Below are 24,189 nucleotides of genomic sequence, written 5' to 3'. Positions count from 1 at the left end.
CGCATGAAAGCAGCCACCTGGTCCTGGGACGACGGCGACTGGATGCGCGCCCGAGTCGGACGTCATGGTGGGGACATGCCGCTGGCACTCTATTGCCTGTCAGCCTTGGACTGGTACGTCTCCCGGTTCCCGCTGCCGCTGTACTGGCTCGATCTCGCGCAGGAACTGGTGCCCTACGTCGCCGACCTCGGCTTCACGCATATCGTTATCGACGAGGCGCTCGTCGGGCAGCCCGAAACCGGGGTCTGTCGGTTCGTCGAGACCTGCCACGTTGCCGGCGTCGGTGTCCTCGTGCATCGCCCGACGACTGCGTCGTCGACCGAATCCGAATTTCTCGGCTGGTGTCAGCGGTGTCATATCGACGGATTCGAAGAGGACGGTGACTCCAATTGGGCCGGCGGCTGTCGGCTATTTCAGAGCGAGACTACCGAGACCAGCCTGACCCTGTATCGGCGGCCGCAATGGCGGCTGGCGAGCGCCGACTATCTGGCATTGGCGCCGGCCTCGCGCTGTCGTCGATACGGGGACTGGGTCGCTGCCTTGACGCCCAGCGAAGGCGAGCGCGGCCTGCTGGAGCAGATGCCGGACGACAGATCGGCGCTCGGCCAGTGGCGACAGACCGTTCACGGCGATGACTGGCAACGCTTCGCCGCCCTCCGGGCCAGCCTGGCATTGATGTGGGCGCTGCCTGGCGACAAGCAGGTGGCGATGGGGGTGGAGCTCGGTCAGATGCTGTCCGAGCCCTGGCCGGAACCGCTGCATTGGCCTTTGTTGTTCGAAAGTCGCCATGCGGGCGTCCTGCGTCTCGTCGCCGATCTCAACCGGTTCTACGTCAACGAGCCGGCCATGCAGATTCGTCACGATGGCCACCTCGGATTCGAATGGCTGGTCGACGACGACAGCGATAACTGTGTCATCGTTTTCGCCCGCCATGCCGAGAGCGGTCACGCCAGCATGATCTGCCTGTGCAACTTCCAGGCCTGCGTCCACTATCAATATCGATTTGGCGTACCCAGCGCCGGCTGGTGGCGTGAAACCTTCAATAGCGACAGTGTCTTTTACGGCGGCAGCAACGTGGGCAACGGTCGTGGCGTGACCTCGGAGCCGATCCCCAGTCATGGGCATGCCCAGTCACTGGCCGTGACGGTGCCACCGATGGCGGCGCTGTTCCTGCGTCATGAAAATTGGCTCGGAGAGTCTCCATGAGCGCGTCTTCCGTTTCCCGTGGATCGAATGTTGCCACCCTGCGTTCCAGGGAGGTGGCAGATTCGGTCTGGTCCTCTTTCTACGGCGCGTCTCCGACTCGCGAGGGGCGGGTTCGGTTTCGCCTTTGGGCGCCCAGCGCTCAGCGGGTAGCGCTGGAGCGCGAGGGGCAGTCTTCGCTGCCCATGGAACCGACGGCGGACGGACATTTCGAGCTCGAAACCGAATGCCTGCCGAATACGGTCTATCGCTACCGCGTCTTCGTCGATGGCGACGAAGACGGACTTGCCGTTCCCGATCCCGCCTCGAAAGCCCTGCAGGGTGGGGTCGACGGCGCCAGCTGCGTAATCGACCCGGATCGTTACACCTGGCGCCACCGCGAATGGGCCGGCCGGCCCTGGGAAGAGACGATCATCTACGAGGTCCACCTGGGCGCCTGCGGGGGTATCGACGGATTGCGTCGGCGATTGCCGGCACTGGTCGAGCTGGGCGTGACCGCCATCGAGCTGATGCCGCTCGCCGAATGCCCGGGGCAGCGCAATTGGGGCTACGACGGCGTTCAGCCCTATGCCGTCGCGTCCTACTATGGCACGCCGGAGGCGCTCAAGGCGCTGATCGACGATGTCCACGGGCACGGGCTGATGATCCTTCTCGACGTGGTCTACAACCATTTCGGGCCGGATGGCAATTTTCTCGGCCACTATGCCCAACCGTTCTTCCGCGAAGACCTCGCGACGCCTTGGGGTGACGCCATCGACTTTCGCCGGCCCCAGGTGCGCCGCTTTTTCATCGACAACGCGCTGATGTGGCTCCTCGAATACCGTTTCGACGGATTACGATTCGATGCCGTTCACGCCATCAGTGAGCGGGATTTCCTGGTGGAGCTGGGGCATACCCTGCGGGAGCGTGTCGGCCCGGATCGGCATTGCCATCTGATCCTGGAAAACGAGCACAATCAGGCCAGCCTGCTTGAACCGGGACTGTTCGACGCGCAGTGGGCCGATGACTGGCATAACACGATGCATGTTCTGCTCACCGGCGAGCGCGAAGGCTATTACGCGGACTTCGTCGAGAACGCGACGGAAAAGCTGGCAACGGCAGTGGGTGAAGGCTTCGTCTATCAGGGCCAGCGCTCCCGCAAGGGTGAAGCGCGCGGCGAGTCCAGCGGGCATCTGCCACCGACGGCATTCGTCAATTTTCTGCAGAATCATGATCAGATCGGCAATCGTGCGCTGGGCGATCGTCTGCCTCACCTGGCCGATCCGGATGCGCTCGATGCGGCAACGCTGATGCTGCTGCTCTCTCCCGCCATTCCGCTACTGTTCATGGGCGAGGAGTGGGGTTCGACGCGGCCGTTTCTGTTTTTCACCGATCATCGCGACGCTCTGGCCGATGCCGTACGCGAGGGCCGGCGCCGCGAGTTCGCGGATTTCAGTGCCTTCGAGGATCCGGACCAGCGCGAGCGCGTTCCCGATCCCAACGCGCAGGCGACCTACGAGGCATCGTGCCTCGACGAGGAGGAGCCCCGCGCTCCGCAACATCGGCATTATCAGGGGCGTTTTCGCCAGTGGCTGGCGTTGCGTCACCGACATGTCATTCCGGCACTGAAAGATTGTCGTGCCGTTGCGGCTCGCGTGCTCGGCGACAAGGCCGTTCAGGGCCAGTGGCGGTTGGGTGATGGCCAGATCCTGACCATCGCGATCAACCTGTCCGCGCAGCCGGTGGCGGTGGGGTCGTCAGGCACGCCGCTGGTCTGCTCGCGAGAGGATAGTAGCGATCCCGTCGCCGATGGCCAGTTGCCGGCGCTGACCAGCGTCGTCTGGCTTCAGCCGTCGGATGGGGTATCCGGAGTGTCAGGCGAATGACCACGGTTCAGCCATCGGATCACGAATCCGCTGCCAGGCTGCGCCAACTGGCGTCGTCGGTGGGCCTGCTGCTCGAATGGGCCGGCAGCGATGACCAGCCCCAGTCGCTGTCCGAGGCGCGTCAGCGCAGGATGCTGACTCGCCTCGGCTGGCCGGCGGGGGACGACGACGAGGTCGCCGCCAGTCTGGCCCGCTGGCAGTCGCGCCAATGCCCGGCGGCGTTCGACCGGTTGCCGCCCATGCTGTTGGCCGATCAGGACAAGCCGCTGCAGATTCCCGTCGCCGATGGTGGCGGCTGCGCGTTCGTCCTTCGGCTCGAGAGTGGCGAGACGCTGGATGGCCATCTCGACGCTCAAGGCCACTTGCCTGCGATTCGGGAGACCGGGTATCACCGTGTGAGTTTTCTCGCCGAGCCGGGTGGGGACAGCGTGACCCGGATGCTGGCGGTGGCGCCGCCGCGGTGCTTTACGCTGGATGACGTCGCTCGGGAGCAGGGCGACGCCCAGCCCAGCTACTGGGGCGTCGCGGTACAGCTCTACGCGCTTAGGCGTGACGGCGATGCCGGCATCGGTGATCTTCAGGCGCTTGACGAGCTTTGCACCGTAGTGGCACGCGCCGGCGCCGATGCGGTGGCCATCAGTCCGCTGCATGCGCTGTTTACCGCGCACCCCGAGCGGTTCAGCCCCTATTCGCCCTCCAGCCGGCTGTTCTACAACGTCTGGCACGCCTCGCCCGAGTGCCTGTTCGACGAAGCGACGCTGGCGCGGGTGCGGGAGCCATTTGCCGACGCGATAGCTAACCAGGCTGCACTCGAGCTGATCGACTGGCCGGCCAGTGCACGGCTCAAGCTGGCAATGCTGGAACGGCTGTTCGGACATGTTCAGCAGGACGACAGCGCGCTGGCATGGCGTTCTCGGCTGGCTGCCTTTCGTCGCGACGGCGGCGATAGCCTCGAACGTCACTGTCGGTTCGAAGTGCTTCAAGCGCACGCCGACCACAATGACTGGCGACAGTGGCCCGAGGCCTGGCGAGATCCCCGTAGCGAAGCGGTCGAGGCCTTTGCCGAGCAGCACCGGGAAGCGATCACTTTCGCGGTATTTCTGCAGTGGCTGGTGGCGGCCGGGCTCGATCAGGTGCAGGGCAACGCCCGTCAGGCGGGGATGGCGGTGGGGTTGATCGCCGATCTCGCGGTGGGTGTCGATCCCGCCGGCAGTCAGGCCTGGAGCGATCCCGATGAGCTGTTTCCCGGTCTCAACGCCGGTTCGCCGCCGGATGCTTTCAACGCCCACGGGCAGAGTTGGGGCGTGGCCGCGTTCTCGCCGGTCGGGCTGGTCGACTCCGGCTACCGGGGATTTCTGGCCATGCTGCGGGCCAGTCTCGCCCACGCCGGCGGCCTGAGAATCGATCATATTCTGGGACTGTCGCGGCTGTGGCTGGTCCCGGATGGAGAGACCGCGCAGCAGGGCGCCTATCTGCGCTACCCGCTGGACGATCTGCTGCGACTGGTGTCACTGGAGTCGTGGCGGCATCGGGCCATCGTCATCGGCGAGGACTTGGGCACCGTGGAAGCCGGATTGCGCGATCGGCTGGCGGCGCGCGGCGTGCTCGGCATGAGCGTGATGTGGTTCGAGCGAGAGGGCGAGGCATTTCTGCCGGCCAAGCGCTGGCGCCCGACCACCATCGCCATGACCAGCACCCACGATCTGCCCACGGTGGCCGGCTGGTGGCTGGAGAACGATCTCCGCTGGCGAGAAAGGCTGGGACTGTTGGCGGCGGACGAGGATCCCGCCGTGCTCGGTGAGCAGCGTCGCCATGATCGTCGCCGTCTGGCCGGTGTCTGCGGGCTCGACGGGATCGCTGGCGATGACGGCATCGCCAGCGACAGGGTGAGCGTCGACGATGTGATCGATGCCGCGCTGGTCCATGTGGCGGCGACGCCGACGCCGCTGGCGTTATTGCCGCTCGAGGATCTGCTGGGGCTGGTGGAGCAGGCCAACCTGCCCGGTACGCTCGACGAACACCCCAATTGGCGCCGGCGTCTGCCGGCCCCCGCGCCGCAGGCGTTGAAAGCGCCGGCGGTCCAGCAACGTTTATCACGCATCGATCGCCTACGCCGGGAGCGTCGAACATGAGGCAGCTTCGCGCCACCGTCAGATTGCAGTTGCACGCCGGTTTTACCTTTGATGACGCCTGCGGCCAGGTCGACTACTACGCCGCTCTGGGCGTCAGCCATCTCTATCTGTCGCCTTTCCTCGCGTCGCGGGCGGGTTCGATGCACGGTTACGACGGCGTCGATCCCACTCGCGTCGATCCAGAGCTGGGTGGCGAAGCCGGGCTGGCGCGTCTGGTCGAGGCGCTGCGCGCCCGGGACATGGGTATTCTTGCCGATATCGTGCCCAACCATCTGGCCGTGGGCGCCGAGAACGCCTGGTGGCAGGACGTGCTGGCTCGCGGTCGCGCCAGCGACTTCGCTTCCTGCTTCGATATCGACTGGGAGCAGCCCGGCGCCGACGGCAGGCTGCTGTTGCCGTTTCTCGGCGACCGTTACGTTCGGGTACTGGAAAACGGTGAACTGACCCTGGATTGGGATGCTCGCCATGGTGCCTTCTTCATCGGTTATCACGAGCATCGATTTCCGCTGGATCCGGCGCATGCCGCGGCGCTGCTGACAGCCGCAGGTGGCGATGCTCGGCCCGGCGGCATCCCGAGCGACGAGCGCGAGAGTGACGATTCGCGCGTCGCCGCGGTGATCGCTCGGCATGACCACGGTACCGGAGAAGGGCGAGCACGGCTGCACGGCTTGCTGGAGCGCCAGGCCTACCGGCTCGCCTACTGGCGCACGGCCAACGACGCGCTCAACTGGCGTCGATTCTTCGATATCACCGAACTGGTGGGGGTGCGGGTCGAGGACGAGAGCGTATTCGATCTTTCCCACGCGTATCTACTCTCGCTGGTCGAACGCGGCTGGATCGACGGGTTGCGCATCGACCATATCGATGGTCTCGCCGATCCCCGAGGTTACGCGCTCCGGCTGCGCTCGCGTCTCCAGGCGATTGCCGAGCGTCGCCGCGAACTCGATGGCGGGCGGGACGGCGCCAATCGCCGACCGATCTATGTCGAAAAGATTCTGGGCGACGGCGAACGTCTGCACACCGATTGGGAGGTGGATGGCGCTACCGGCTATGAATTCCTCGATCTGGTATCCGGCATCCAGCACGATCCGGCCGGGCGTGAGCCACTGGCCCGGTTATGGCGCGAGATCAGCGGACGCCCGGATGATTTCGCCGCCGAGGTTCAGGCGGCGCGCCGAGAGATGCTCCACGGCGCTTTGACCGCCGAATTCGAACGTTGCGTCCAGTCCATCGACGCCCTGGCCAGTATCGATCCCGCCACGCGGGAATTCAGCGCGGCGACGATTCGGCGCGTGCTCGGCGCGCTGGCTGTGGGCTATCCGGTCTATCGCAGCTACGCCGGTCGCAACGGCCGTCCCGACGCCGATGCCGGGGATTTCAATCACGCCATGGACGTCGCGCGATCGCTGTTGACGGCGGCCGACGCGGCCTGGCTCCCGCTGCTCGACGACTGGTTCGGTGGCAGAGCCGCCGACGCCTTCGACGAGCCCGAGCGGCAGTTGCGCCTGACGGCGACGACGCGGTTCCAGCAGTTGACCTCGCCGCTGGCAGCGAAGGCCGTCGAGGATACCGCGGGCTACCGCTCGGCCGTGCTGCTGTCACGCAACGATGTCGGCTGCGAGGGCGCGCATTTCGCCTACGCGCCGGCTCGCCTGCATGAGGCGAATCGGGAACGGTTGGCGACATTCCCTCGCGCCATGCTGACCACGGCGACGCACGACCACAAGCGCGGCGAAGATGTCCGTGCCAGGCTGGCGGCGATCAGCGAGCTGAGCGACGTGCTGGTGCCGAAGATGCAAGCCTGGGCGACCGACCAGCGCCTCTACGATAGCCGCGAAACGCCCAGTGGCGGGGATCGGTTGATGATGCTGCAGCTGCTGCTGACGGCATGGCCGCTGGCGTTGACGTCGGGGATGGTGCCGGACGCCGAGCTTGAAGATTGCGATCGGCAGGGGCTGAACGCCTTCGCCGATCGGCTCGTCGCCTGGCAGCAGAAGGCGATGCGTGAAGCCAAGCTCGCAAGCCACTGGCTGGCTCCCGACGAGGCCTATGAGCAGGCTGGCGAAGACGCCATTCGTTGCGCGCTGAGCGGCGACGAGCTGACCCGCGAACTGGCCGAAGCGGCGGCGCTGCTGGATCTGCCGGGCGCGATCAACGGCCTGGCGCAGACGGTGCTTCGGCTATGTTCGCCGGGTGTGCCGGATCTCTATCAGGGCACCGAGTTCTGGGATCAATCGCTGGTCGATCCCGACAACCGCCGTCCGGTCGACATGGCGGCCCGTCGCGAGGCGCTGGATGAAGCCGAAGCGCCGACCTCTGCATGGCGTCACTGGCGGGACGGGGCAGTCAAGCAGGCCGTCATCCAGCGTCTACTGACCCTGCGACGTGAACACCCCGAGCTTTTCCATGAGGGCGAGTATCTGCCACTACACGCGGTCGGTGCCTGTGCCGAACACGTCATCGCCTTTGCTCGCAGAACGCCGACGCTGACGCTGGTGGTCGCCGTGCCGCGGCTGTCGATGGCATTGTCGGGGGCGTCCGACGATCAGCAACTGCGGTGGGGGGACACCTCGCTGATGCTCGATGCCCTGGGCCTGGAAGGCGCCGGCGAGGGCTGGCTGACCTCGCCCCCAGTGGAAACGCCTACCGTTATTCGACTACACGAACATTTGTCGGCTTTTCCCTGCGGTGCCTGGGTGTGGACTTCCGGAACCCAGCTACGCTGAGAGTGCGGTGCCGGCCTGGCCGGTATCGGTCTGACACGGATCCGGCGGGAGCAGGGATGACCCCGCCATGCAACGAGAACAGGAAGGAGGCGTCATGATGACCAGTCGCGAACAACGTGTCCGGATGCTGGCTTATCGCATCTGGGAATCGGAAGGCTGCCCCGACGATCAGGAGGGGCGCCACTGGGCGATGGCCGAACGCATCGTCGAGGCCGAGAACGCGCGTGAAGAGGAGCAGGAGTGGCGCGCCGCGTCGAACGAGCCTTCACCGCTCGAAGGCGAGGAGCCGACGGCGGAGCCCGACGAGCTCGGTATCGACGAGATGCGGCTGCCGCTGGATGATCCCGAAACCGAAGCACGCAAGGAAGCGGATACGGGCGTCGAGGTGCAGGCGGAGCAGCGTCCGGCCAGGCCCTCGTCACCGCGAGGTCGGGCAGCGAGTGGCGACGAAAGCGCCGGCGACAAGCCAGCACCGCGCAAGCGGGGCACGACGAAAGCCGCGAAGGGCGATGACGACAAGCCTGCGCCCAAACCCCGCAAGCCTCGTGGCACGGGCGGCAACAAGAGTGAGTGATCGCCCATATTGGGCAGCATGGAATGGCAGGGTTGAACTGGCTCACTCGGGGGGCAGGATATGAGCGATATGCGATGGAGCCATGATGAATCGATGGGCAAGGTCGTCCAGGAGGCTGGCGTATTGCGCTCGCGGATTCGAGAAGGATTGCCCTACCCGTTAGGAGCGACCTGGGATGGACTCGGCGTCAACTTCGCGCTGTTCTCGGCGAATGCGACCCGAGTCGAGCTCTGCCTGTTCGATGAAACCGGGCAGGAAGAGGTCGAGCGGGTCGTGTTGCCGGAGTATACCGATGAGGTCTGGCACGGTTATCTGCCGGACGCGCATCCGGGCCAGCTCTACGGCTACCGGGTTCATGGCCCCTACGATCCGGAGGCGGGGCATCGTTTCAACCCCAACAAGTTGCTGATCGATCCTTACGCCAAGCAGTTGGTGGGTGAACTGATCTGGGACGATGCGCTCTACGGCTACACCATCGGTCACGAGGATGGCGATCTCAGCTTCGACGAGCGCGACAGCGCGCCGTTCATGCCGCGGTGTCGGGTCATCGATCCTGCGTTCACCTGGGGGCGCTCCGGCGAGATCCGGGTCCCGTGGAGCGACGCCGTGATCTACGAGACGCACGTTCGTGGCTACACCATGCGTCACCCGGATGTGCCGAAGGCGCTGCGGGGAACCTTCTCCGGTCTCGCCGTGCCGGAAGTCATCGATTATCTGACCGACCTGGGCATCTCCTCGCTGGAGCTGATGCCGATCCATGCCTTCGCCGACGATCGCCACCTGCAGGAAAAGGGGCTGCACAATTACTGGGGCTACAACACGCTGGCTTTCTTCGCACCCCATACCCACTACATGGCGACGGAAACGATCAGCGAGTTCAAGCAGATGGTGGCGCGTTTCCATGCCGCTGGCATCGAGATACTGCTGGACGTGGTCTACAACCACACGGCGGAAGGCAACGAGATGGGGCCGACGCTATCGTTCAAGGGGATCGACAACGCCTCCTACTACCGCCTGATGCCGGAAGAGCCGCGTTTTTACATCAACGATACCGGCACCGGCAACACGCTGAACCTGTCGCATCCGCGCGTGCTGCAGATGGTCAACGACTCGTTGCGCTACTGGGCGGACGAGATGCGCGTCGACGGCTTCCGGTTCGATCTGGCGACGATTCTCGGGCGCGAGGCCGACGGCTTCGACGAGGGCGGCGGCTTCCTCGACTCCTGCCGACAGGATCCGCTGTTATCGCAGTGCAAGCTGATTGCCGAACCCTGGGACTGCGGACCCGGCGGCTACCAGGTCGGCAAGTTTCCCCCGGGATGGGCAGAGTGGAACGACCGTTTCCGTGACGACATGCGAGCGTTCTGGCGCGGCGACGAAGGCAAGCTGCCGGCATTCGCCAATCGTCTGACCGCGTCGGCCGATCTGTTCAACCACCGCGGCCGCAAGGCTTTCTCGTCGATCAACTTCATTACCGCCCATGACGGTTTCACGTTGCGTGATCTGGTCAGCTACAACGACAAGCACAATCAGTCCAACGGCGAGGACAACCAGGACGGTCATGACGACAACATCTCCTGGAATCATGGTGTCGAGGGTGAAACCGATGACCCCGAGATCAGGGGATTGCGCATGCGTCAGATGCGTAACCTGCTTGCCACGCTGATGCTCTCGCAGGGCACGCCGATGATGCTGGCTGGAGACGAGTTCGGGCGCACGCAGGGCGGCAACAACAATGCCTATTGTCAGGATGGCGGGATCGGATGGGTCGACTGGAACTTCTCCGAGGAAGGGCAAGAGCTACTGGCTTTCACCCGCTATCTGATTCGTTTGCGTCGCCAATATCCGATTCTGGAGCGTGGACGCTTCATGACCGGAGAGCTGAATGACAATCTGGGCATCAAGGATGTCACCTGGCTCACGCCTGCAGCAGAAGAGATGGGCGTGGAGCATTGGCATGACGCGGACGCCAAGGCGATCGGCGTGATTCTCAACGGTCACGCGCAGCCCACCGGCATCTGCCGCCCAGGCTCCGATATCACCGTCTTTCTGGCGCTCAATGCTGGAGACCAGGATGCCGACTTCGTCCTGCCCGACGTTCCCGGTGGCATCGAGTGGCGCAGGCGTGTCGAGACCTTCGATCCCGGCGCCGGCGACGTGCGGTGTCCGATGCAGAGCGATTACCACGTCAAGGCTCGCAGTCTCTCCCTGTTCGAACTCATCGAAGAGGAGTCTGCGTATGGCTAGCCATCCGAGGACCGCGGGTCGGCAGGTAGCCTATGCCTGACAGGGATTCTCCCCCATCGATAGCCAACGACGCTACTCACTGCGACGCATCTCACGGCAGCGCTTTGTCATAACGCCGGGTCATCCGTTCTTCTGAGCAGCGGTACAGCGCGACGTTGCCGTCCGAGACGGCGATGCCGAACGAGCATCAACTCCGCCCCAAGGACGGAAGGAGACGTCAATGACCACGAGTGCATCGCCGAATCAGATCCCGAATCCGATTTCCTCGCCGGGGGACGACGGCCTTCAGGCGGCAACGCGTTCGCCGCGTATCGCCATCGAGGCCGTGCAACCCTCGCTGGAGCTGGGACGTTTCGCCGCCAAGACGATCGCCGGCCAACCCATCACCGTTTCGGCGGTGATCTTCGCCGATGGCCACGATGTGCTGGCCGCCGAGGTCGTTTGGCGCGACGACCGCGGTCAGGGCGGGCGCGAGGCCATGCACCTGGTGCACCCGCCGGGCAAGGACATCTGGGATGCGGTCATCACCCCAACCCGGATCGGTCGGCACACCTTCGTGATAGAGGCCTGGTGGGATGTGTTCGCCACCTACCGCGACGAGCTCTTCAAGAAGCATCAGGCAGGCGTGCCCGTGGAGCTCGAGCTCGAAGAGGGCCGACGGCTGGTGGCGGCCGCTGCCGAGCGATCGGAAGGCGAGTTGAGGCAAGCGCTGGAAAGCGTACTCGAGCGTTTCCAGGCCGGTGCCAACGAGGGCGAGCGGGTCGGCGCCCTGCTCGACGCCCGGACCGCCCGCTGGATGCACGCCGCCGATGCACGGCCGCATCTGGCCCGCAGCGAGGCGATATACCCGCTCGAGGTCGAACGTCGGGCGGCCCAGTTCGCCAGCTGGTACGAGCTGTTCCCGCGTTCCGAGACCGAAGATCCTCGGCGCCACGGAACCTTCAACGATGTCCACAAGCGCTTGCCGATGATCCGGGACATGGGCTTCGACGTGCTCTACTTCCCTCCCATTCACCCGGTGGGCCATGCCCATCGCAAGGGCCGCAACAACACGCTCCAGGCCGGCCCCGACGATCCCGGCAGTCCCTATGCCATCGGAAGCCCGGAAGGCGGGCATGAGGCGATCCACCCCGAACTCGGCACGCGCGAGGATTTTCGCCATCTGATCAAGGCGGCGGCCGATCACGGCATGGAGATTGCCCTGGACTTCGCCATTCAGTGCTCGCCGGATCATCCCTGGCTCAGCGAGCATCCGGGGTGGTTCTCCTGGCGGCCGGATGGCTCGATCCGTTATGCCGAGAATCCGCCCAAGAAATATCAGGATATCGTCAACGTCGATTTCTACGCCGAGGACGCGGTGCCCTCGCTATGGGCGACGCTGCGCGACGTGGTGCAGGGTTGGGTGGACGAGGGCGTGAAGATCTTTCGCGTCGACAACCCGCACACCAAGCCGCTGCCATTCTGGGAGTGGCTGTTCGCCGATATCCGCGGGCGCGACCCGGACGTGCTGTTCCTGGCCGAAGCGTTTACCCGACCGGCGATGATGAAGCGCCTGGGCAAGATCGGCTTCAACATGAGCTATACCTACTTCACCTGGCGCAATACCAAGGCCGAGCTGACCGAGTATCTGACCGAACTCAATGAATCGCCGATGCGTGAGTGCTACCGGCCAAACTTCTTCGTCAACACGCCGGACATCAATCCTTACTTCCTGCAGTCATCCGGACGCCCCGGATTCCTGATCCGCGCGGCGCTGGCGACCATGGGTTCGGGTCTGTGGGGCATGTATTCGGGCTTCGAGCTGTGCGAGGGCGAGCCGGTACCGGGCAAGGAGGAATACCTCGATTCGGAGAAGTACCAGATCAAGCCGCGGGACTACACCGCCCCCGGCAACATCTGCTACGAGATAACCCAGCTCAACCGGATCCGGCGTGAAAACCCGGCGCTGCAGACCCATCTGGGGGTCTCCTTTTACCCGGTGCACAACGAGCGCGTGCTGTTCTTCGGCAAGCGCACCGACGATCTGGACAATGTCGTGCTGGTGATGATCAGTCTCGATCCGTTCGAGGCCCAGGAAGGGCCATTCGAGCTGCCGCTATGGGCGTTCGGACTGGGCGACGAGGCGGCGCTGCATGTCGAGGATCTGATGAGCGGCCATCGCTGGACATGGCATGGCAAGTGGCAGTCGATGCGGCTGGAGCCGTGGCATTTGCCGTTCGCCATCTGGCGCATCCATCCGGTGCGCTGATCAATCAAGGAGGAACGCACGATGATGGATGCCAGCAGCGAATCCCACGCCGTCGAGGCCATCGACTTTCTCGAAGACCCGCTATGGTACAAGGATGCGGTGATCTATCAGGTCCACGTCAAGTCGTTCTTCGACGCCAACGATGATGGCATCGGCGACTTCCTGGGGCTGATCGATAAGCTCGATTACATCGTCAGCCTCGGCGTGAATACGCTCTGGGTCCTGCCGTTCTACCCGTCGCCGCGCCGGGACGATGGTTATGACATCGCCGAGTACACTGGCGTCAGCCCGGATTACGGCACTCTCGAGGATGCCAAGCGCTTCATCAGCGAGGCGCACCAGCGTGGCCTGAGGGTGATCACCGAGCTGGTCATCAACCACACCTCCGACCAGCACGAATGGTTCCAGCGCGCGCGTCACGCGGCACCCGGCTCGCCGGAGAGAGACTTTTACGTATGGTCGGATAGCGACCAGAAGTATCCCGGGACACGTATCATCTTTCTCGACACCGAGTCCTCCAACTGGACCTGGGATCCGGTGGCCAAGGCCTACTTCTGGCACCGCTTCTACTCCCACCAGCCGGACCTGAACTTCGACAATCCGCAAGTGCTCGATGAAGTGCTCAAGGTGATGGCGTACTGGCTGGACATGGGTGTCGACGGCCTGCGTCTGGACGCGATTCCCTATCTGGTCGAGCGCGAGGGCACCAACAACGAGAACCTGCCCGAGACGCACGTCGTTCTCAAGAAGATCCGCGCGGCTCTCGATGAGCGCTATCCCGATCGCATGCTGCTCGCCGAGGCCAACCAGTGGCCGGAGGATACGCGGCCCTACTTTGGCGGCAACGAGAATGGCGAAGGCGACGAATGCCACATGGCTTTCCACTTTCCGTTGATGCCACGCATGTACATGGCGCTGGCCCGGGAGGATCGCTTCCCGATCACCGACATTCTGCGCCAGACACCGGAGATTCCCCCCAACTGTCAGTGGGCGATCTTTCTGCGCAATCATGACGAGCTGACCCTGGAGATGGTCACCGACAAGGAACGGGACTATCTCTGGAGTCACTACGCTACCGATCGTCGCGCGCGTATCAACCTCGGTATCCGCCGGCGCTTGGCGCCGCTGCTCGAACGCGACCGGCGCCGCATCGAACTGCTCAACAGCCTGCTGCTGTCGATGCCGGGCACGCCGGTACTCTATTACGGCGACGAGATCGGCATGGGCGACAACATCTATCTGGGCGATCGTGATGGCGTGCGCACACCGATGCAGTGGTCGATGGACCGCAACGGCGGCTTTTCGCGAGCCGACCCGGCCAAGCTGGTGCTGCCGGCGGTAATGGATCCGCTGTACGGCTTCCAGTCGGTCAACGTCGAGGCCCAGACGCGTGACCCGCACTCGCTGCTCAACAGCATGCGTCGCCTGCTGGCGGTACGCAGTCAGCATCGCGTGTTCAGCCGTGGCACCATGCAGCCGCTCTATCCGGCCAACCGGCATATCCTCGCCTATCTGCGTGAGCTCGTCCTCGATAATGGTGACAGTGAAGTGCTGTTGTGCGTGGCCAACGTGGCGCGCAACGCTCAGGCGGTGGAGCTAGACCTGTCGGCCTTCGCTGGCCAGGTGCCGGTGGAGATGGTCGGCGGCAGCGCTTTTCCGCCGATCGGCAAGCTGTCGTATCTGCTGACGCTGCCCCCCTACGGCTTCTACTGGTTCCTGCTGGCGCCCAAGACCGCGATGCCCGAGTGGCATGTGCCGGCACCCGAGCCGATGCCGGATTACGTGACGCTGATCATCAAGCGTCAGTTGGAAGAGATCCTCGATGCGCCATCGCGTGGACTGATGGAGAACGAGGCGCTTCCCAAATATCTGCCCAAGCGACGCTGGTTCGCCGCCAAGCAGGCGCGCATCCATCAGGTGAAATTGCTCTACGCCGTGCGTATCGAGGACGCTCGGCACAACATGCTGCTCAGCGAGATCGAGGTCGAGCATTCCCAGGGGCATGATCGTTACCTGCTGCCGCTGGGGTTTCTGGGCGAGGACGACCGCAGCGGCGCCATGGCCGAACAACTGGCCCTGGCACGGGTGCGGCGCGGGCGCGATGTCGGCCTGTTGACCGACGCGCTGGGGCTGGACGCCTTCGCGCTGCGCATTCTCGATCTGCTGCGGAGCGGAGCGAAGCTGCCTTGTGCCGACGGCGAGATACGCTTCCTGCCGACCTCGGCACTGGACGCGCTGGAGCTGCCCGAGGATGTCGATGTCGCCTACAGCAATGCCGAGCAGTCCAACAGCTCGGTGATCATCGGCCACCAGGTGGTGCTCAAACTGTTCCGGCGCCTGGAGCCGGGCCTGCATCCCGAGGCCGAGATCGGCCGCTACCTGAGCGAACACGGCTTCGCCAACGTGCCGACGCTGTATGGCGAGGTGGCGCGTCACAATGCCGATGGCGAGTCCCAGACTCTGATGCTGGTACAGGGCTTCGTTGCCAACCAGGGCGATGCCTGGTCGTGGACGCGCAACGTCCTGGAGCGGGCGATTCGCGAGGTGGGCGAGGAGGGCGAGGCCCGCGCCGAGCAGCATGGCCACCCTGCGCTGGACGAACTCGAGGGGTTCGCCACGACCCTGGGGCAGCGCCTGGGTGAGCTGCATCGGATATTGGCCGCCGCAAGCGACAACCCCGACTTCGCTCCGGAACAGGCCGATGACGCCCATGTGGCCGCCTGGTCGCAGCGCGTCCGCGAACAGATCGTGACGGCGCTCGACCTGCTCGAACGACACAAGGGCGATGCCGGGGAAGCCGATCAGGCCCTGGCCGAGCGAGTTCTGAGCAAGCGCGACATACTGCTGTCGGCCATCGAACCGCTGGCGCGACAGGCCAAGGGCAGTCTGCTCACTCGCATCCATGGCGATCTGCACCTCGGCCAGGTGCTGGTAGCGCATGACGACGCCTACATCATCGACTTCGAGGGTGAGCCCGCCCGCTCTCTGGAAGAGCGGCGTGCCAAGGACTGTCCGTTGCGTGATGTCGCCGGCATGCTGCGGTCCTTCGACTATGCCGGCGCCAAGATGGATGAAGCGACTGCCGGCAAACCGAGTGAAGAAGGGGCCGTCGAGGTAACCCATGAGGTCGCCGAGCATTATATGGTGGCCAGTCGGCGCGCCTTCCTGGAGGCCTATTGGCAAAGTACCGCCGATATCGCCCATCGCTGGGCCTCGTCGGACGGTGCCAGTGCCGCACTCGAACTGTTCGAGCTGGAAAAGACGGTCTACGAGATCGCCTACGAAGCTGCCAATCGCCCGGCCTGGCTGGGCGTGCCGCTGCGCGGTCTGGTGGCAATCGTCGATCAACTGTCCATGAGAGGGTCCCAATGACCGATCTGAACGTCAATACCGGCAGGGATGACGCCCTCTGGTTGTCTCCCGATGACGCCGAAGCGCTGGTTCGGGGAAGTCACGGCAATCCGTTTTCCGTACTCGGCGTGCATGGCTGCGGCGAGGAAAATACGGAAACCCGTCTGCTGCGGGTTTATCTCCCCGGGGCGCTGGGCGTGGATGTGCTCGACCGTGATACCGGCGAGCGACGTTGCAGCCTGAGCGGCATCCAGATGCCGGGGCTGTTCGCCGGCCGGTTGCCCCATGTCGCGCCCTACACGCTGCGTATCCGCTGGCCAAGCGGCGAGCAGGAGACCGAGGATCCCTATTCGTTCGATCTGCTGCTGGGAGAAATGGATCTGTATCTGATCGGCGAGGGCAATCACCGCAATCTGGGTCACTGTCTGGGTGCCCAGCCGATGGAAGTCGACGGTGTGTCCGGGGTGCGCTTCGCGGTCTGGGCGCCCAACGCCCGGCGCGTTTCGGTGGTCGGCAACTTCAACGGCTGGGATGGTCGTCGGCATGTCATGCGCCTGCGCCATCCCGCCGGGGTCTGGGAGATTTTCCTTCCCCGGTTGGGGCCGGGGGAATCCTACAAGTACGAACTGATCGATGCGCACGGCGCTATCGCGCTCAAGGCTGACCCGGTGGCACTGGCCAGCGAGATGCCGCCCCAGACGTCATCGGTGGTCGCCGATACCCGGCCATTTACCTGGCACGACGCCGGCTGGATCGCCCGGCGCGGCGAGCATCAGGCCCCTCACCGGCCGATCTGTGCCTACGAGGTGCATGCCGCCTCGTGGCGCAAACATGGCGGACATGACGGCGTCATCTATAGCTGGCGCGATCTGGCCGAGCACCTGATTCCCTACGTGCTCGAAATGGGCTTCACCCATGTCGAACTGCTGCCGATCATGGAGCACCCCTTCGGCGGCTCCTGGGGCTATCAGCCGCTGGGCTAGTTCGCCCCCAGCGGACGTTTCGGCAAGCCCGAGGATTTCGCCTATTTCGTGGATGCCTGCCATCAGGCCGGTTTGGGGGTGATCCTCGACTGGGTGCCGGCCCACTTTCCCACCGATGCGCACGGGCTGGCGCGCTTCGACGGCACGGCGCTCTACGAGTACGAGCATCCTTTCGAGGGATTTCACCAGGACTGGAATACCTATATCTACAATCTGGGACGGCGTGAGGTGCATGGCTTCCTGCTGGCCTCGGCGCTGCACTGGCTGCGCCACTTCCACGTTGATGCGCTACGTGTCGATGCGGTGGCCTCGATGCTGTATCGCAACTATTCGCGCAACGAGGGCGAGTGGATTCCCAATCAGTACGGGGGCCAGGAGAATCTCGAGGCGATCGACTTCCTGCGCCACTTGAACGATGTGGTCGCCGAGGAGGTGACCGGAGCGGTGGTGATCGCCGAGGAGTCCACCGCCTGGCCGGGCGTGACCCAGCCGACCCGTGATGGCGGACTGGGCTTTGCCTACAAGTGGAACATGGGCTGGATGCACGACACTCTGGAGTACATCGCCAAGGATCCGGTGTATCGCTCGTACGCGCATCACGAACTGACCTTTCCCATGGTTTACGCGTTCTCGGAAAAGTACGTGCTGCCGATCTCCCACGACGAGGTGGTCCACGGCAAGGGGTCGTTGATCAACAAGATGCCCGGCGACGAATGGCAACGGTTCGCCAATCTACGCGCCTATCTCGCCACCATGTGGACGCAGCCCGGCAAGAAACTCCTGTTCATGGGTTGCGAGTTCGGCCAGTGGCGCGAATGGAGTCACGATCGCGAACTCGACTGGTCGCTGCTCGGCGAAGCTGCCCATGCCGGCATCCAGCGCCTGGTCGGCGATCTCAATAGGCTCTATCAGGAACAGACGCCGCTGCACCAGCGCGACACCGAGCCGGAGGGCTTCACTTGGGTGGTCGGCGACGACAGCACCAATAGCGTATTCGCCTGGCTGCGCTGGAACCTGATCGGAGAGCCGCTGCTGGTGGTGGCCAACATGACCCCGGTGGCACGCTATGACTATCATCTCGGCGTGCCGACCCTGGGGCGTTGGAAGGAGATCTTCAACAGCGACGCGCAATGCTACGGCGGATCCAATCTGGGCAACCTGGGACAGATCCAGGCCCTCGACACGCCGCTGCACGGACAGACGGCCAGTCTTTCGCTGACGCTGCCGCCATTGGGCGTGGTGTTACTGATGCCCAGCGCGCCGGGCGAGTAGCGCCCGGGTCACGCCGTTGGTCCAGCCGAAGCCGTCCTGCAGCGGATACTCCCCGCCAACGGCAAAGTCCGCGCCGGGGTAGAGCACGTACTTTTCCACCAGCTTGTGCTCACGGCGGTACAGGTCCTCGACCAAGTCCAGCCAGCGGTCGGCCAAGGTGTCCGCGAGCTCGGTGAAGCCATAGTGCCGCAACCCCTCGATCGCCATCCACTGCAGTGGGGCCCATCCGTTGGGATGATCCCACTGCTGGGCGCTATCCGTGATTTCGGTGGTCGCGAGTCCTCCCGGGGCCATCAGGCGGTCGGCAACGATGTTGGCAACCCGCTCCGCCTGCGCATCGGAGGCGGCGCCGACGAACAGCGGCACGACGCAGGCCGCGGTCAGGTGGACGCTGCTTCGCCCACGCGTGAAGTCGTAGTCGTAGTAGGCGCCTCTCGAATCGCTCCACAGGTAGTGATCCATCGCGGCTCGCCGCCGTAGTGCCCGGCGACGAAAGTCTCCTGCCTTGCCGTCGTCGCCAACGGCGGCATGGAGACGGCTCAACGTCTGTTCGAGATGAAACAGCAGGGCATTGAGCTCCGGCGTGACGAAGTGCGTGGCACGAATCGAACCGAGGTCCTTCACGTCGTCCAGCCAGCGTCCGCTGAAATCCCAGCCGCTCTCCGCGCCGGCCCTGAGATCCCGAAACAGCGCTTGTGCGGGCCGGCTGCAATGACGTGCCATTTCCACGTCTTCGCGGAACGACTCTTCGCGAGGCGTATCGCGATCGTCCCAGTGACGATTCAGCCAGGCGTCTTCGCCCAGACGCACGCAGCGGCGATGACTCTCGCCGGGGGCGAGGTCGTCTTCTCCATCCATCCAGAAGGCGTATTCACGTTCCAGCGCGGGTAGATAGTCGATGGCTTCCCTGAGCCCCTGTCGCTCCGTCAGCTCGACCATCATCGAGAACAGCGGCGGCTGGGACCGGCTCAGATAATAGCTGCGGTTACCGTTGGGCATATGGCCGTAGCGCAGGATCAAGTCGGAGCAGTTGTCGGTGACCGCGCACATCAGGTGGCTTTGGTTGCTGGCCGCCAGACCCAGCATGATGAAGTAGGAGTCCCAGTAGTAGTATTCGCGAAAGCGCCCGCCCGGCACCACGTAGTCGTAGCACAGCGCGAGCAGCGACGACCACCGCGGATGCTGACGGGAGTTACGGGTGAGTACCGGCCACAGGTTGTCGATGTGCGTGACCAGATCATGCTCGGGTCGTGACTCGTAGCCTTTGCCCGGCACCATGTCGCTGTAGAAGTGATCGGCCACGAAGGCGCCCAGATCAAACCCCGCCTGCCACCGCTGCTGCTCGTAGGCTTCCATGATCTGCCCGGGGGGCTGCCTTGGAATGCAGTCGGCGAAGGTCTTGGAGTCGTGAAAGATATGCGCCAGTGCGACCGCTTCGAACAATTCCCCGTAACGGTCGTAGGGAGTAATTGCCGCTTCTTCGAAGGCGTCAACGTTATCCGGCGTCATCTGAAAACTATCGAGCATGCCGTTTTTCCCTGGTTGGCAGAAAGCGTGTCGTTGACGACATGGCGCCATGATTACTCTTCATACTGCCACAGCAGGCCGCCGTCTACCGGCAGCGAAGCCCCGGTCATGTAGGCGGCATCGTCGGATGCCAGAAATTCGACCACCCCGGCGACATCTTCGGGTCTGCCCAGCCGATTGAGCGGGATGTTGCCGAGCAGGTGGCGCAGCTTCTCCGGATCCTCGTCGAGTGCCGCATTGATCGGCGTCTTGATCGCGCCGGGCGCGACGCTGTTGACGGTAATCCCCAGCGGTGCCAGTTCGATGGCGAGGTTCCGGGTCAGCATTCTCATGCCGCCCTTGCTCATGCAGTAGCTGGTAAAACCGGGAAACGGCAGGTCCTCATGGACCGAGCTCATGTTGATGACCTGACCACCGCGCCCCTCGTCGCGCAGATAGCGAACGAAAGCCTGAGTCGTGAAGAAGACACCTTTCAGGTTGGTATGCATGACCGTCTCGTAATCGGCTTCGCTGACCTCGAGAAACGGCGCATCGATCTCCATGCCTGCGTTATTGACCAGGATGTCGAGTCGGCCCATTGCCTCGACGCTCTCCCGGATCAGCCGTCGGTTGGTTTCGACGTCGCTGATATCGCCGGTAACGATGGCGGCTCGTCGTCCATGAGCACGTACCAGCGCTGCGGTTTTTTCGGCACGTTCGGAAGGGCGGCTGCCGCTGACGACGACATCGGCGCCGGCCTGGGCAAGACGTTCGGCAACGGCACGGCCAATGCCCTGGGTGCTGCCGGTGACCAGAGCCACTTTGCCTGAAAGGCGCATCGTTCTCTCCTTGTGCATGAGTCTCGATCGAAACGGGCCGATTTCTCGTTCGCCCTTTTCCGGGAGACTGCGAGTCGACGACGACCCCTCGATGAGAGTGCCGCGAGACGTATCAGTTGAAGATAGAGCAGCTTAGACTTTAGGACCAAAGTCCGCTTGGCGTTGTCGTAGGTTCCCTTGGATAGCATGATGTCCGCAACAAGCCATCGACGGCTCGATGGAGAGGTAGACGGGAGTCAATGTGAGCGGATTGAAAAAGCTGGGATGGACGTTGTTTCTGGCCTTGACCGTGGCCATCAGTGCCCCGGCTGGAGCCCAGTCCCTGACTTCGATGATGGGCGGTAGCAGTAGCCAGAGCAGCGAGGCGAGCGCGGCATCGGCGCCATCTTCGAAAGAATTGCGGGCGTCGCTGGATCAGATCATCGCGACGCTCGAAAACGGCGATCAGCGTCAGGCGCTGCTCGACCATCTCAAGCAGTTGCGTGACGTCACGGCGGCCGATGCCAGGCAGGAGAGTGGTTCGGCTGGGCTACTGGGGGCGTTGGCGCAATCGTTTTCGTCGTTGGAGACGGACGGGCTCGACAACCCGATCCGCTACTGGTCGGCGAGGGCGGATCAGGCGGGCGACGACATTTCGGGGTTGGTAAGCCATCATGAGCAACTGCCCAATATCGTGCTGGATCTGCTCTGGGTGACGGCGCTGTGGGTCGGCGTCACGCTGTTGCTGGCGATGCTCTGGCGTTGGGCGGTTCTTCAATTTGGCCTGCCCTGGCATCTGCCGGCGGATCCGACGACCTGGATGCTGATCCGGCATATCGTCCGGCGTGTGGTGCCGTTGGCCATCGGCTTCGTCGTCGCGCTGACGACGGTTCATCAGGTGACGAATGGCTCGATCGGCATGGCGCTGGCAATGGTCGCGGCCTACGCCACGCTTTGCGGTGCGGTCTTCTCGGCGGTCTGTGAGATCGTTTTCTCGCTGTTCGGCAGCGGTCATCGTCATACGGCGCTGCGGATACTGCGCCAACGCGGTGGCCGTTGGCTATTCGCGCTCGGTGCGTTCGTCGCACTGGGCGACGCGGCCCATGCTGAAGCGCTGACCGGGCCACTTGGCGAGGGAGTGACGGCGTTCGTGTCGCTGGTCGCCAACGCTTGTGCCGCATCGTTGCTGGGCATTTTCGTCATGGTATTCCGGCGTCCCATTCGACATCTGATTCGCAATCGCCCCTATTCACAACGTCAGGAGCGCCGCGCAACGACCGAGCTGGTCCGGGTATTCAGTCGTATCTGGCACATCCCGATTCTGATCATGGTCGGGGTGTCTTTGATCGCAATGATCCTGTCGGCAGAGAACTCGCGCAGCGCGTTTTTGCGTGCGGTGGTGACCGCCGGTCTCATGATAGCCACTCTGGTCGTCACCGGGCTGATTCATCGACGCAGCGAGCGCATGCGGGAAAAGCCCGCGTCGGAGTATGCGACGCGGCTGGTGCGCTTCGGCTTTACGCTGGCCCATCTGTTGAGCTGGGGGATCTTCGCCGAACTGGCAATGCGGGTGTGGGGCTCGTCACTGTGGGCCGTCGGTGATTCGGACGGCATCAGCCAACAGATCGCCAAGGGTGTGTTCGGGTTGGGAATGACGTTCCTGGTGGCGTGGCTGGTCTGGATACTCGCGGATACCGCGATCAAGCATGCGCTACTGCGCAGTAGTCGCCGCCACGGTCGGCGGGTCAATGCCAGCGCGCGTGCTCAGACCATTACGCCGTTGCTGCGCAATACCGTCTTCGCGACCATTGCCGTGACGGCGATGATCATTGCGCTGGCCAATCTGGGGGTCAACGTGACGCCGCTGTTGGCCGGTGCCGGGGTCATCGGCCTGGCAGTCGGTTTCGGCGCCCAGACGCTGGTACAGGATCTGATCACCGGCCTTTTCATTCTGATCGAGGACTCGCTGGCGATCGATGACTTCGTCAATCTCGGAACGCATATGGGGACGGTCGAAGCGTTGAGCATTCGCACCGTCAAGTTGCGCGATCTGGACGGTATCGTGCATATCATTCCGTTCAGTCAGATCCAGGGGATTCAGAACTACTCCCGCGAATTCGGTATCGCGTTGATGCGGATCCGAATCGCCCATCACATGAAGATCGACGAGGCGATCGAAATCGTGCGCGGAATTGCCGAGGATCTGCGCAACGATCCGATGATGCGCCATCACATCTGGTCGGCGCTGGAGGTTCAGGGCATCGAGAGTTTCGATGCCGGCGCCGCGATCCTGCGGGTGCGAATGCGCACCGCACCGATCATGCAGTGGGACGTGGCAAGAGCTTTCAATCTCCGCCTGAAGCAGCGCTTCGACGAGCAGGGCATCGATCTGGCCATGCCGAGAATGAGCGTGGTGATGGAGCAGAAGCCGGTCCCCTCCGGCGCTACCGGGGTGCCGGAACCCGTGTCGGCACCGGGTGCACCGGATCCTGTCTAGGGCGGCTCTGAAGGCAAGTCAGCAGCGGGTACACCGCCAGGCTTCCATCGAGGTTATTCATCGCTCTCTGCAACAATGGATCGCCCTCTGCAACAATGGATCGCCCACTGCAACAATGGATGGTACGTCGCGGCACAGAGTTCGATGATCGAATCAAGACTTACCCCCTTGGGCCGTATGGCCTCGCGATCGCGAGGCCATACGGCTCGTTTGCGGCCGAGCAGAATCCGAGCGGCACAGGCGGCCGATCCTCAGGTAATCACGAGCAACGACGCCTGTCATAGCCATTGGTCTGGCCCACCAATCGCTAATGGCCGATAGTGACGCGTTAATTTATAATTTGTGTTATTAGGTAAGCGTAAAGTAGTTATTGATTTTTTGTGATTCTGAATGTAACTTTGACGCATGTTCGTGAAACCTTCGACTGCCTGCCCGGATAGGAAGGGTGTCCGAGGAATAGGGTAAAGAACGAGATTGTGATGGAAACACGACGGCGCCCATTGGAAAGCTTGGCGTCGGTAGGGCCGGATGATGGACATCGAGCTTTGAAACGTTGATTTCGACGATGTTGCGCTTCAGCCCGAGAGATAACGAATCTGATACGTGGGGTGCGCAATGAGTCTATTGAGTCTGGGTTGTCTCATCATCGGTTTTATCGCGTTCGGACTGTTTGTTGCGCTACGCCTTTGCCGTAGCGATAACGCACCGCCCGAAGCGAAGGATCGTGTAAAGGAACCGAATCCTTCCAGTACATCCGGCATCGGACA

The 24,189-nt window shown here is 63.6% G+C and carries 13 protein-coding genes; 11 read left to right on the top strand and 2 right to left on the bottom strand.

What is annotated here, in order from left to right; genetic code table 11:
- The first annotated feature begins 3 nt into the window (after positions 1 to 3).
- The 10 genes from BTW07_RS17920 (at position 4) to glgB (ending at position 18,601) form a co-directional block, all read left to right on the top strand.
- Positions 4 to 1,206 (top strand): alpha amylase C-terminal domain-containing protein, encoded by a 1,203-nt coding sequence (locus BTW07_RS17920; RefSeq protein ID WP_075571531.1) that lies wholly within the window; start codon positions 4 to 6, stop codon positions 1,204 to 1,206.
- Positions 1,203 to 3,068 carry a malto-oligosyltrehalose trehalohydrolase gene (gene treZ, locus BTW07_RS17915; RefSeq protein ID WP_083942042.1) on the top strand — a complete coding sequence of 622 codons (1,866 nt, stop codon included), beginning with the start codon at positions 1,203 to 1,205 and terminating at the stop codon, positions 3,066 to 3,068. Before BTW07_RS17920 ends, treZ begins: the two co-directional genes overlap by 4 nt.
- A complete protein-coding gene (gene malQ, locus BTW07_RS17910; protein ID WP_075571529.1) occupies positions 3,065 to 5,200 on the top strand; it encodes a 4-alpha-glucanotransferase in 2,136 nt (711 codons plus the stop codon). The genes treZ and malQ overlap by 4 nt, the downstream gene beginning before the upstream one ends.
- Positions 5,197 to 7,926, top strand: coding sequence for a malto-oligosyltrehalose synthase (gene treY / locus BTW07_RS17905; RefSeq protein ID WP_075571528.1), 2,730 nt, complete (start codon positions 5,197 to 5,199; stop codon positions 7,924 to 7,926). Before malQ ends, treY begins: the two co-directional genes overlap by 4 nt.
- A gap of 94 nt (positions 7,927 to 8,020) precedes the next feature.
- A complete protein-coding gene (locus BTW07_RS17900) occupies positions 8,021 to 8,500 on the top strand; it encodes a DUF2934 domain-containing protein (protein WP_075571527.1) in 480 nt (159 codons plus the stop codon).
- A 60-nt stretch (positions 8,501 to 8,560) separates the two neighbouring features.
- Positions 8,561 to 10,747, top strand: coding sequence for a glycogen debranching protein GlgX (glgX, locus tag BTW07_RS17895; protein WP_198651237.1), 2,187 nt, complete (start codon positions 8,561 to 8,563; stop codon positions 10,745 to 10,747).
- 220 nt (positions 10,748 to 10,967) lie between these two features.
- Positions 10,968 to 12,995, top strand: coding sequence for an alpha-1,4-glucan--maltose-1-phosphate maltosyltransferase (locus BTW07_RS17890; RefSeq protein WP_083942040.1), 2,028 nt, complete (start codon positions 10,968 to 10,970; stop codon positions 12,993 to 12,995).
- A gap of 21 nt (positions 12,996 to 13,016) precedes the next feature.
- Positions 13,017 to 16,367: a maltose alpha-D-glucosyltransferase gene (gene treS / locus BTW07_RS17885; protein WP_075571526.1), complete on the top strand. Its 3,351-nt coding sequence runs from the start codon at positions 13,017 to 13,019 to the stop codon at positions 16,365 to 16,367.
- A complete protein-coding gene (locus tag BTW07_RS20355) occupies positions 16,364 to 17,329 on the top strand; it encodes a GlgB N-terminal domain-containing protein (RefSeq protein WP_425272044.1) in 966 nt (321 codons plus the stop codon). Before treS ends, BTW07_RS20355 begins: the two co-directional genes overlap by 4 nt.
- A gap of 48 nt (positions 17,330 to 17,377) precedes the next feature.
- The gene (gene glgB / locus BTW07_RS20350; RefSeq protein WP_425272043.1) at positions 17,378 to 18,601 is read left to right on the top strand and encodes a 1,4-alpha-glucan branching enzyme; all 1,224 of its coding nucleotides are present in this window, start codon (positions 17,378 to 17,380) and stop codon (positions 18,599 to 18,601) included.
- Here glgB and treF read toward each other — a convergent pair.
- Together treF and BTW07_RS17870 are read right to left on the bottom strand one after the other, a co-directional pair.
- A complete protein-coding gene (gene treF, locus BTW07_RS17875; protein WP_244158443.1) occupies positions 18,572 to 20,128 on the bottom strand; it encodes an alpha,alpha-trehalase TreF in 1,557 nt (518 codons plus the stop codon). The two genes, glgB and treF, sit on opposite strands and share 30 nt — an antisense overlap.
- 53 nt (positions 20,129 to 20,181) lie before the next feature.
- A complete protein-coding gene (locus tag BTW07_RS17870) occupies positions 20,182 to 20,946 on the bottom strand; it encodes an SDR family NAD(P)-dependent oxidoreductase (RefSeq protein ID WP_075571525.1) in 765 nt (254 codons plus the stop codon).
- Positions 20,947 to 21,187: 241 nt separating this feature from the next.
- Between BTW07_RS17870 and BTW07_RS17865 the strand changes: the two genes are divergently transcribed.
- Positions 21,188 to 23,422, top strand: coding sequence for a mechanosensitive ion channel family protein (locus BTW07_RS17865; protein WP_075571524.1), 2,235 nt, complete (start codon positions 21,188 to 21,190; stop codon positions 23,420 to 23,422).
- Positions 23,423 to 24,189: the final 767 nt, after the last annotated feature.

Source organism: Salinicola socius, from assembly GCF_001937195.1.
Lineage (GTDB): Bacteria > Pseudomonadota > Gammaproteobacteria > Pseudomonadales > Halomonadaceae > Salinicola > Salinicola socius.
The sequence above is the reverse complement of the archived record's forward strand: the minus strand, read 5'-3'. Positions and strand labels throughout refer to the sequence as shown.

Excerpts from the sequence above, each read along its gene's own strand:
- treF (WP_244158443.1), bottom strand. The coding sequence starts at position 20,128 with ATGCTCGATAGTTTTCAGATGACGCCGGATAACGTTGACGCCTTCGAA.
- treS (WP_075571526.1), top strand. The coding sequence starts at position 13,017 with ATGATGGATGCCAGCAGCGAATCCCACGCCGTCGAGGCCATCGACTTT.
- glgX (WP_198651237.1), top strand. The coding sequence starts at position 8,561 with ATGAGCGATATGCGATGGAGCCATGATGAATCGATGGGCAAGGTCGTC.
- treY (WP_075571528.1), top strand. The coding sequence starts at position 5,197 with ATGAGGCAGCTTCGCGCCACCGTCAGATTGCAGTTGCACGCCGGTTTT.
- BTW07_RS17870 (WP_075571525.1), bottom strand. The coding sequence starts at position 20,946 with ATGCGCCTTTCAGGCAAAGTGGCTCTGGTCACCGGCAGCACCCAGGGC.
- BTW07_RS17890 (WP_083942040.1), top strand. The coding sequence starts at position 10,968 with ATGACCACGAGTGCATCGCCGAATCAGATCCCGAATCCGATTTCCTCG.
- BTW07_RS17920 (WP_075571531.1), top strand. The coding sequence starts at position 4 with ATGAAAGCAGCCACCTGGTCCTGGGACGACGGCGACTGGATGCGCGCC.
- BTW07_RS20355 (WP_425272044.1), top strand. The coding sequence starts at position 16,364 with ATGACCGATCTGAACGTCAATACCGGCAGGGATGACGCCCTCTGGTTG.
- malQ (WP_075571529.1), top strand. The coding sequence starts at position 3,065 with ATGACCACGGTTCAGCCATCGGATCACGAATCCGCTGCCAGGCTGCGC.
- BTW07_RS17900 (WP_075571527.1), top strand. The coding sequence starts at position 8,021 with ATGATGACCAGTCGCGAACAACGTGTCCGGATGCTGGCTTATCGCATC.
- treZ (WP_083942042.1), top strand. The coding sequence starts at position 1,203 with ATGAGCGCGTCTTCCGTTTCCCGTGGATCGAATGTTGCCACCCTGCGT.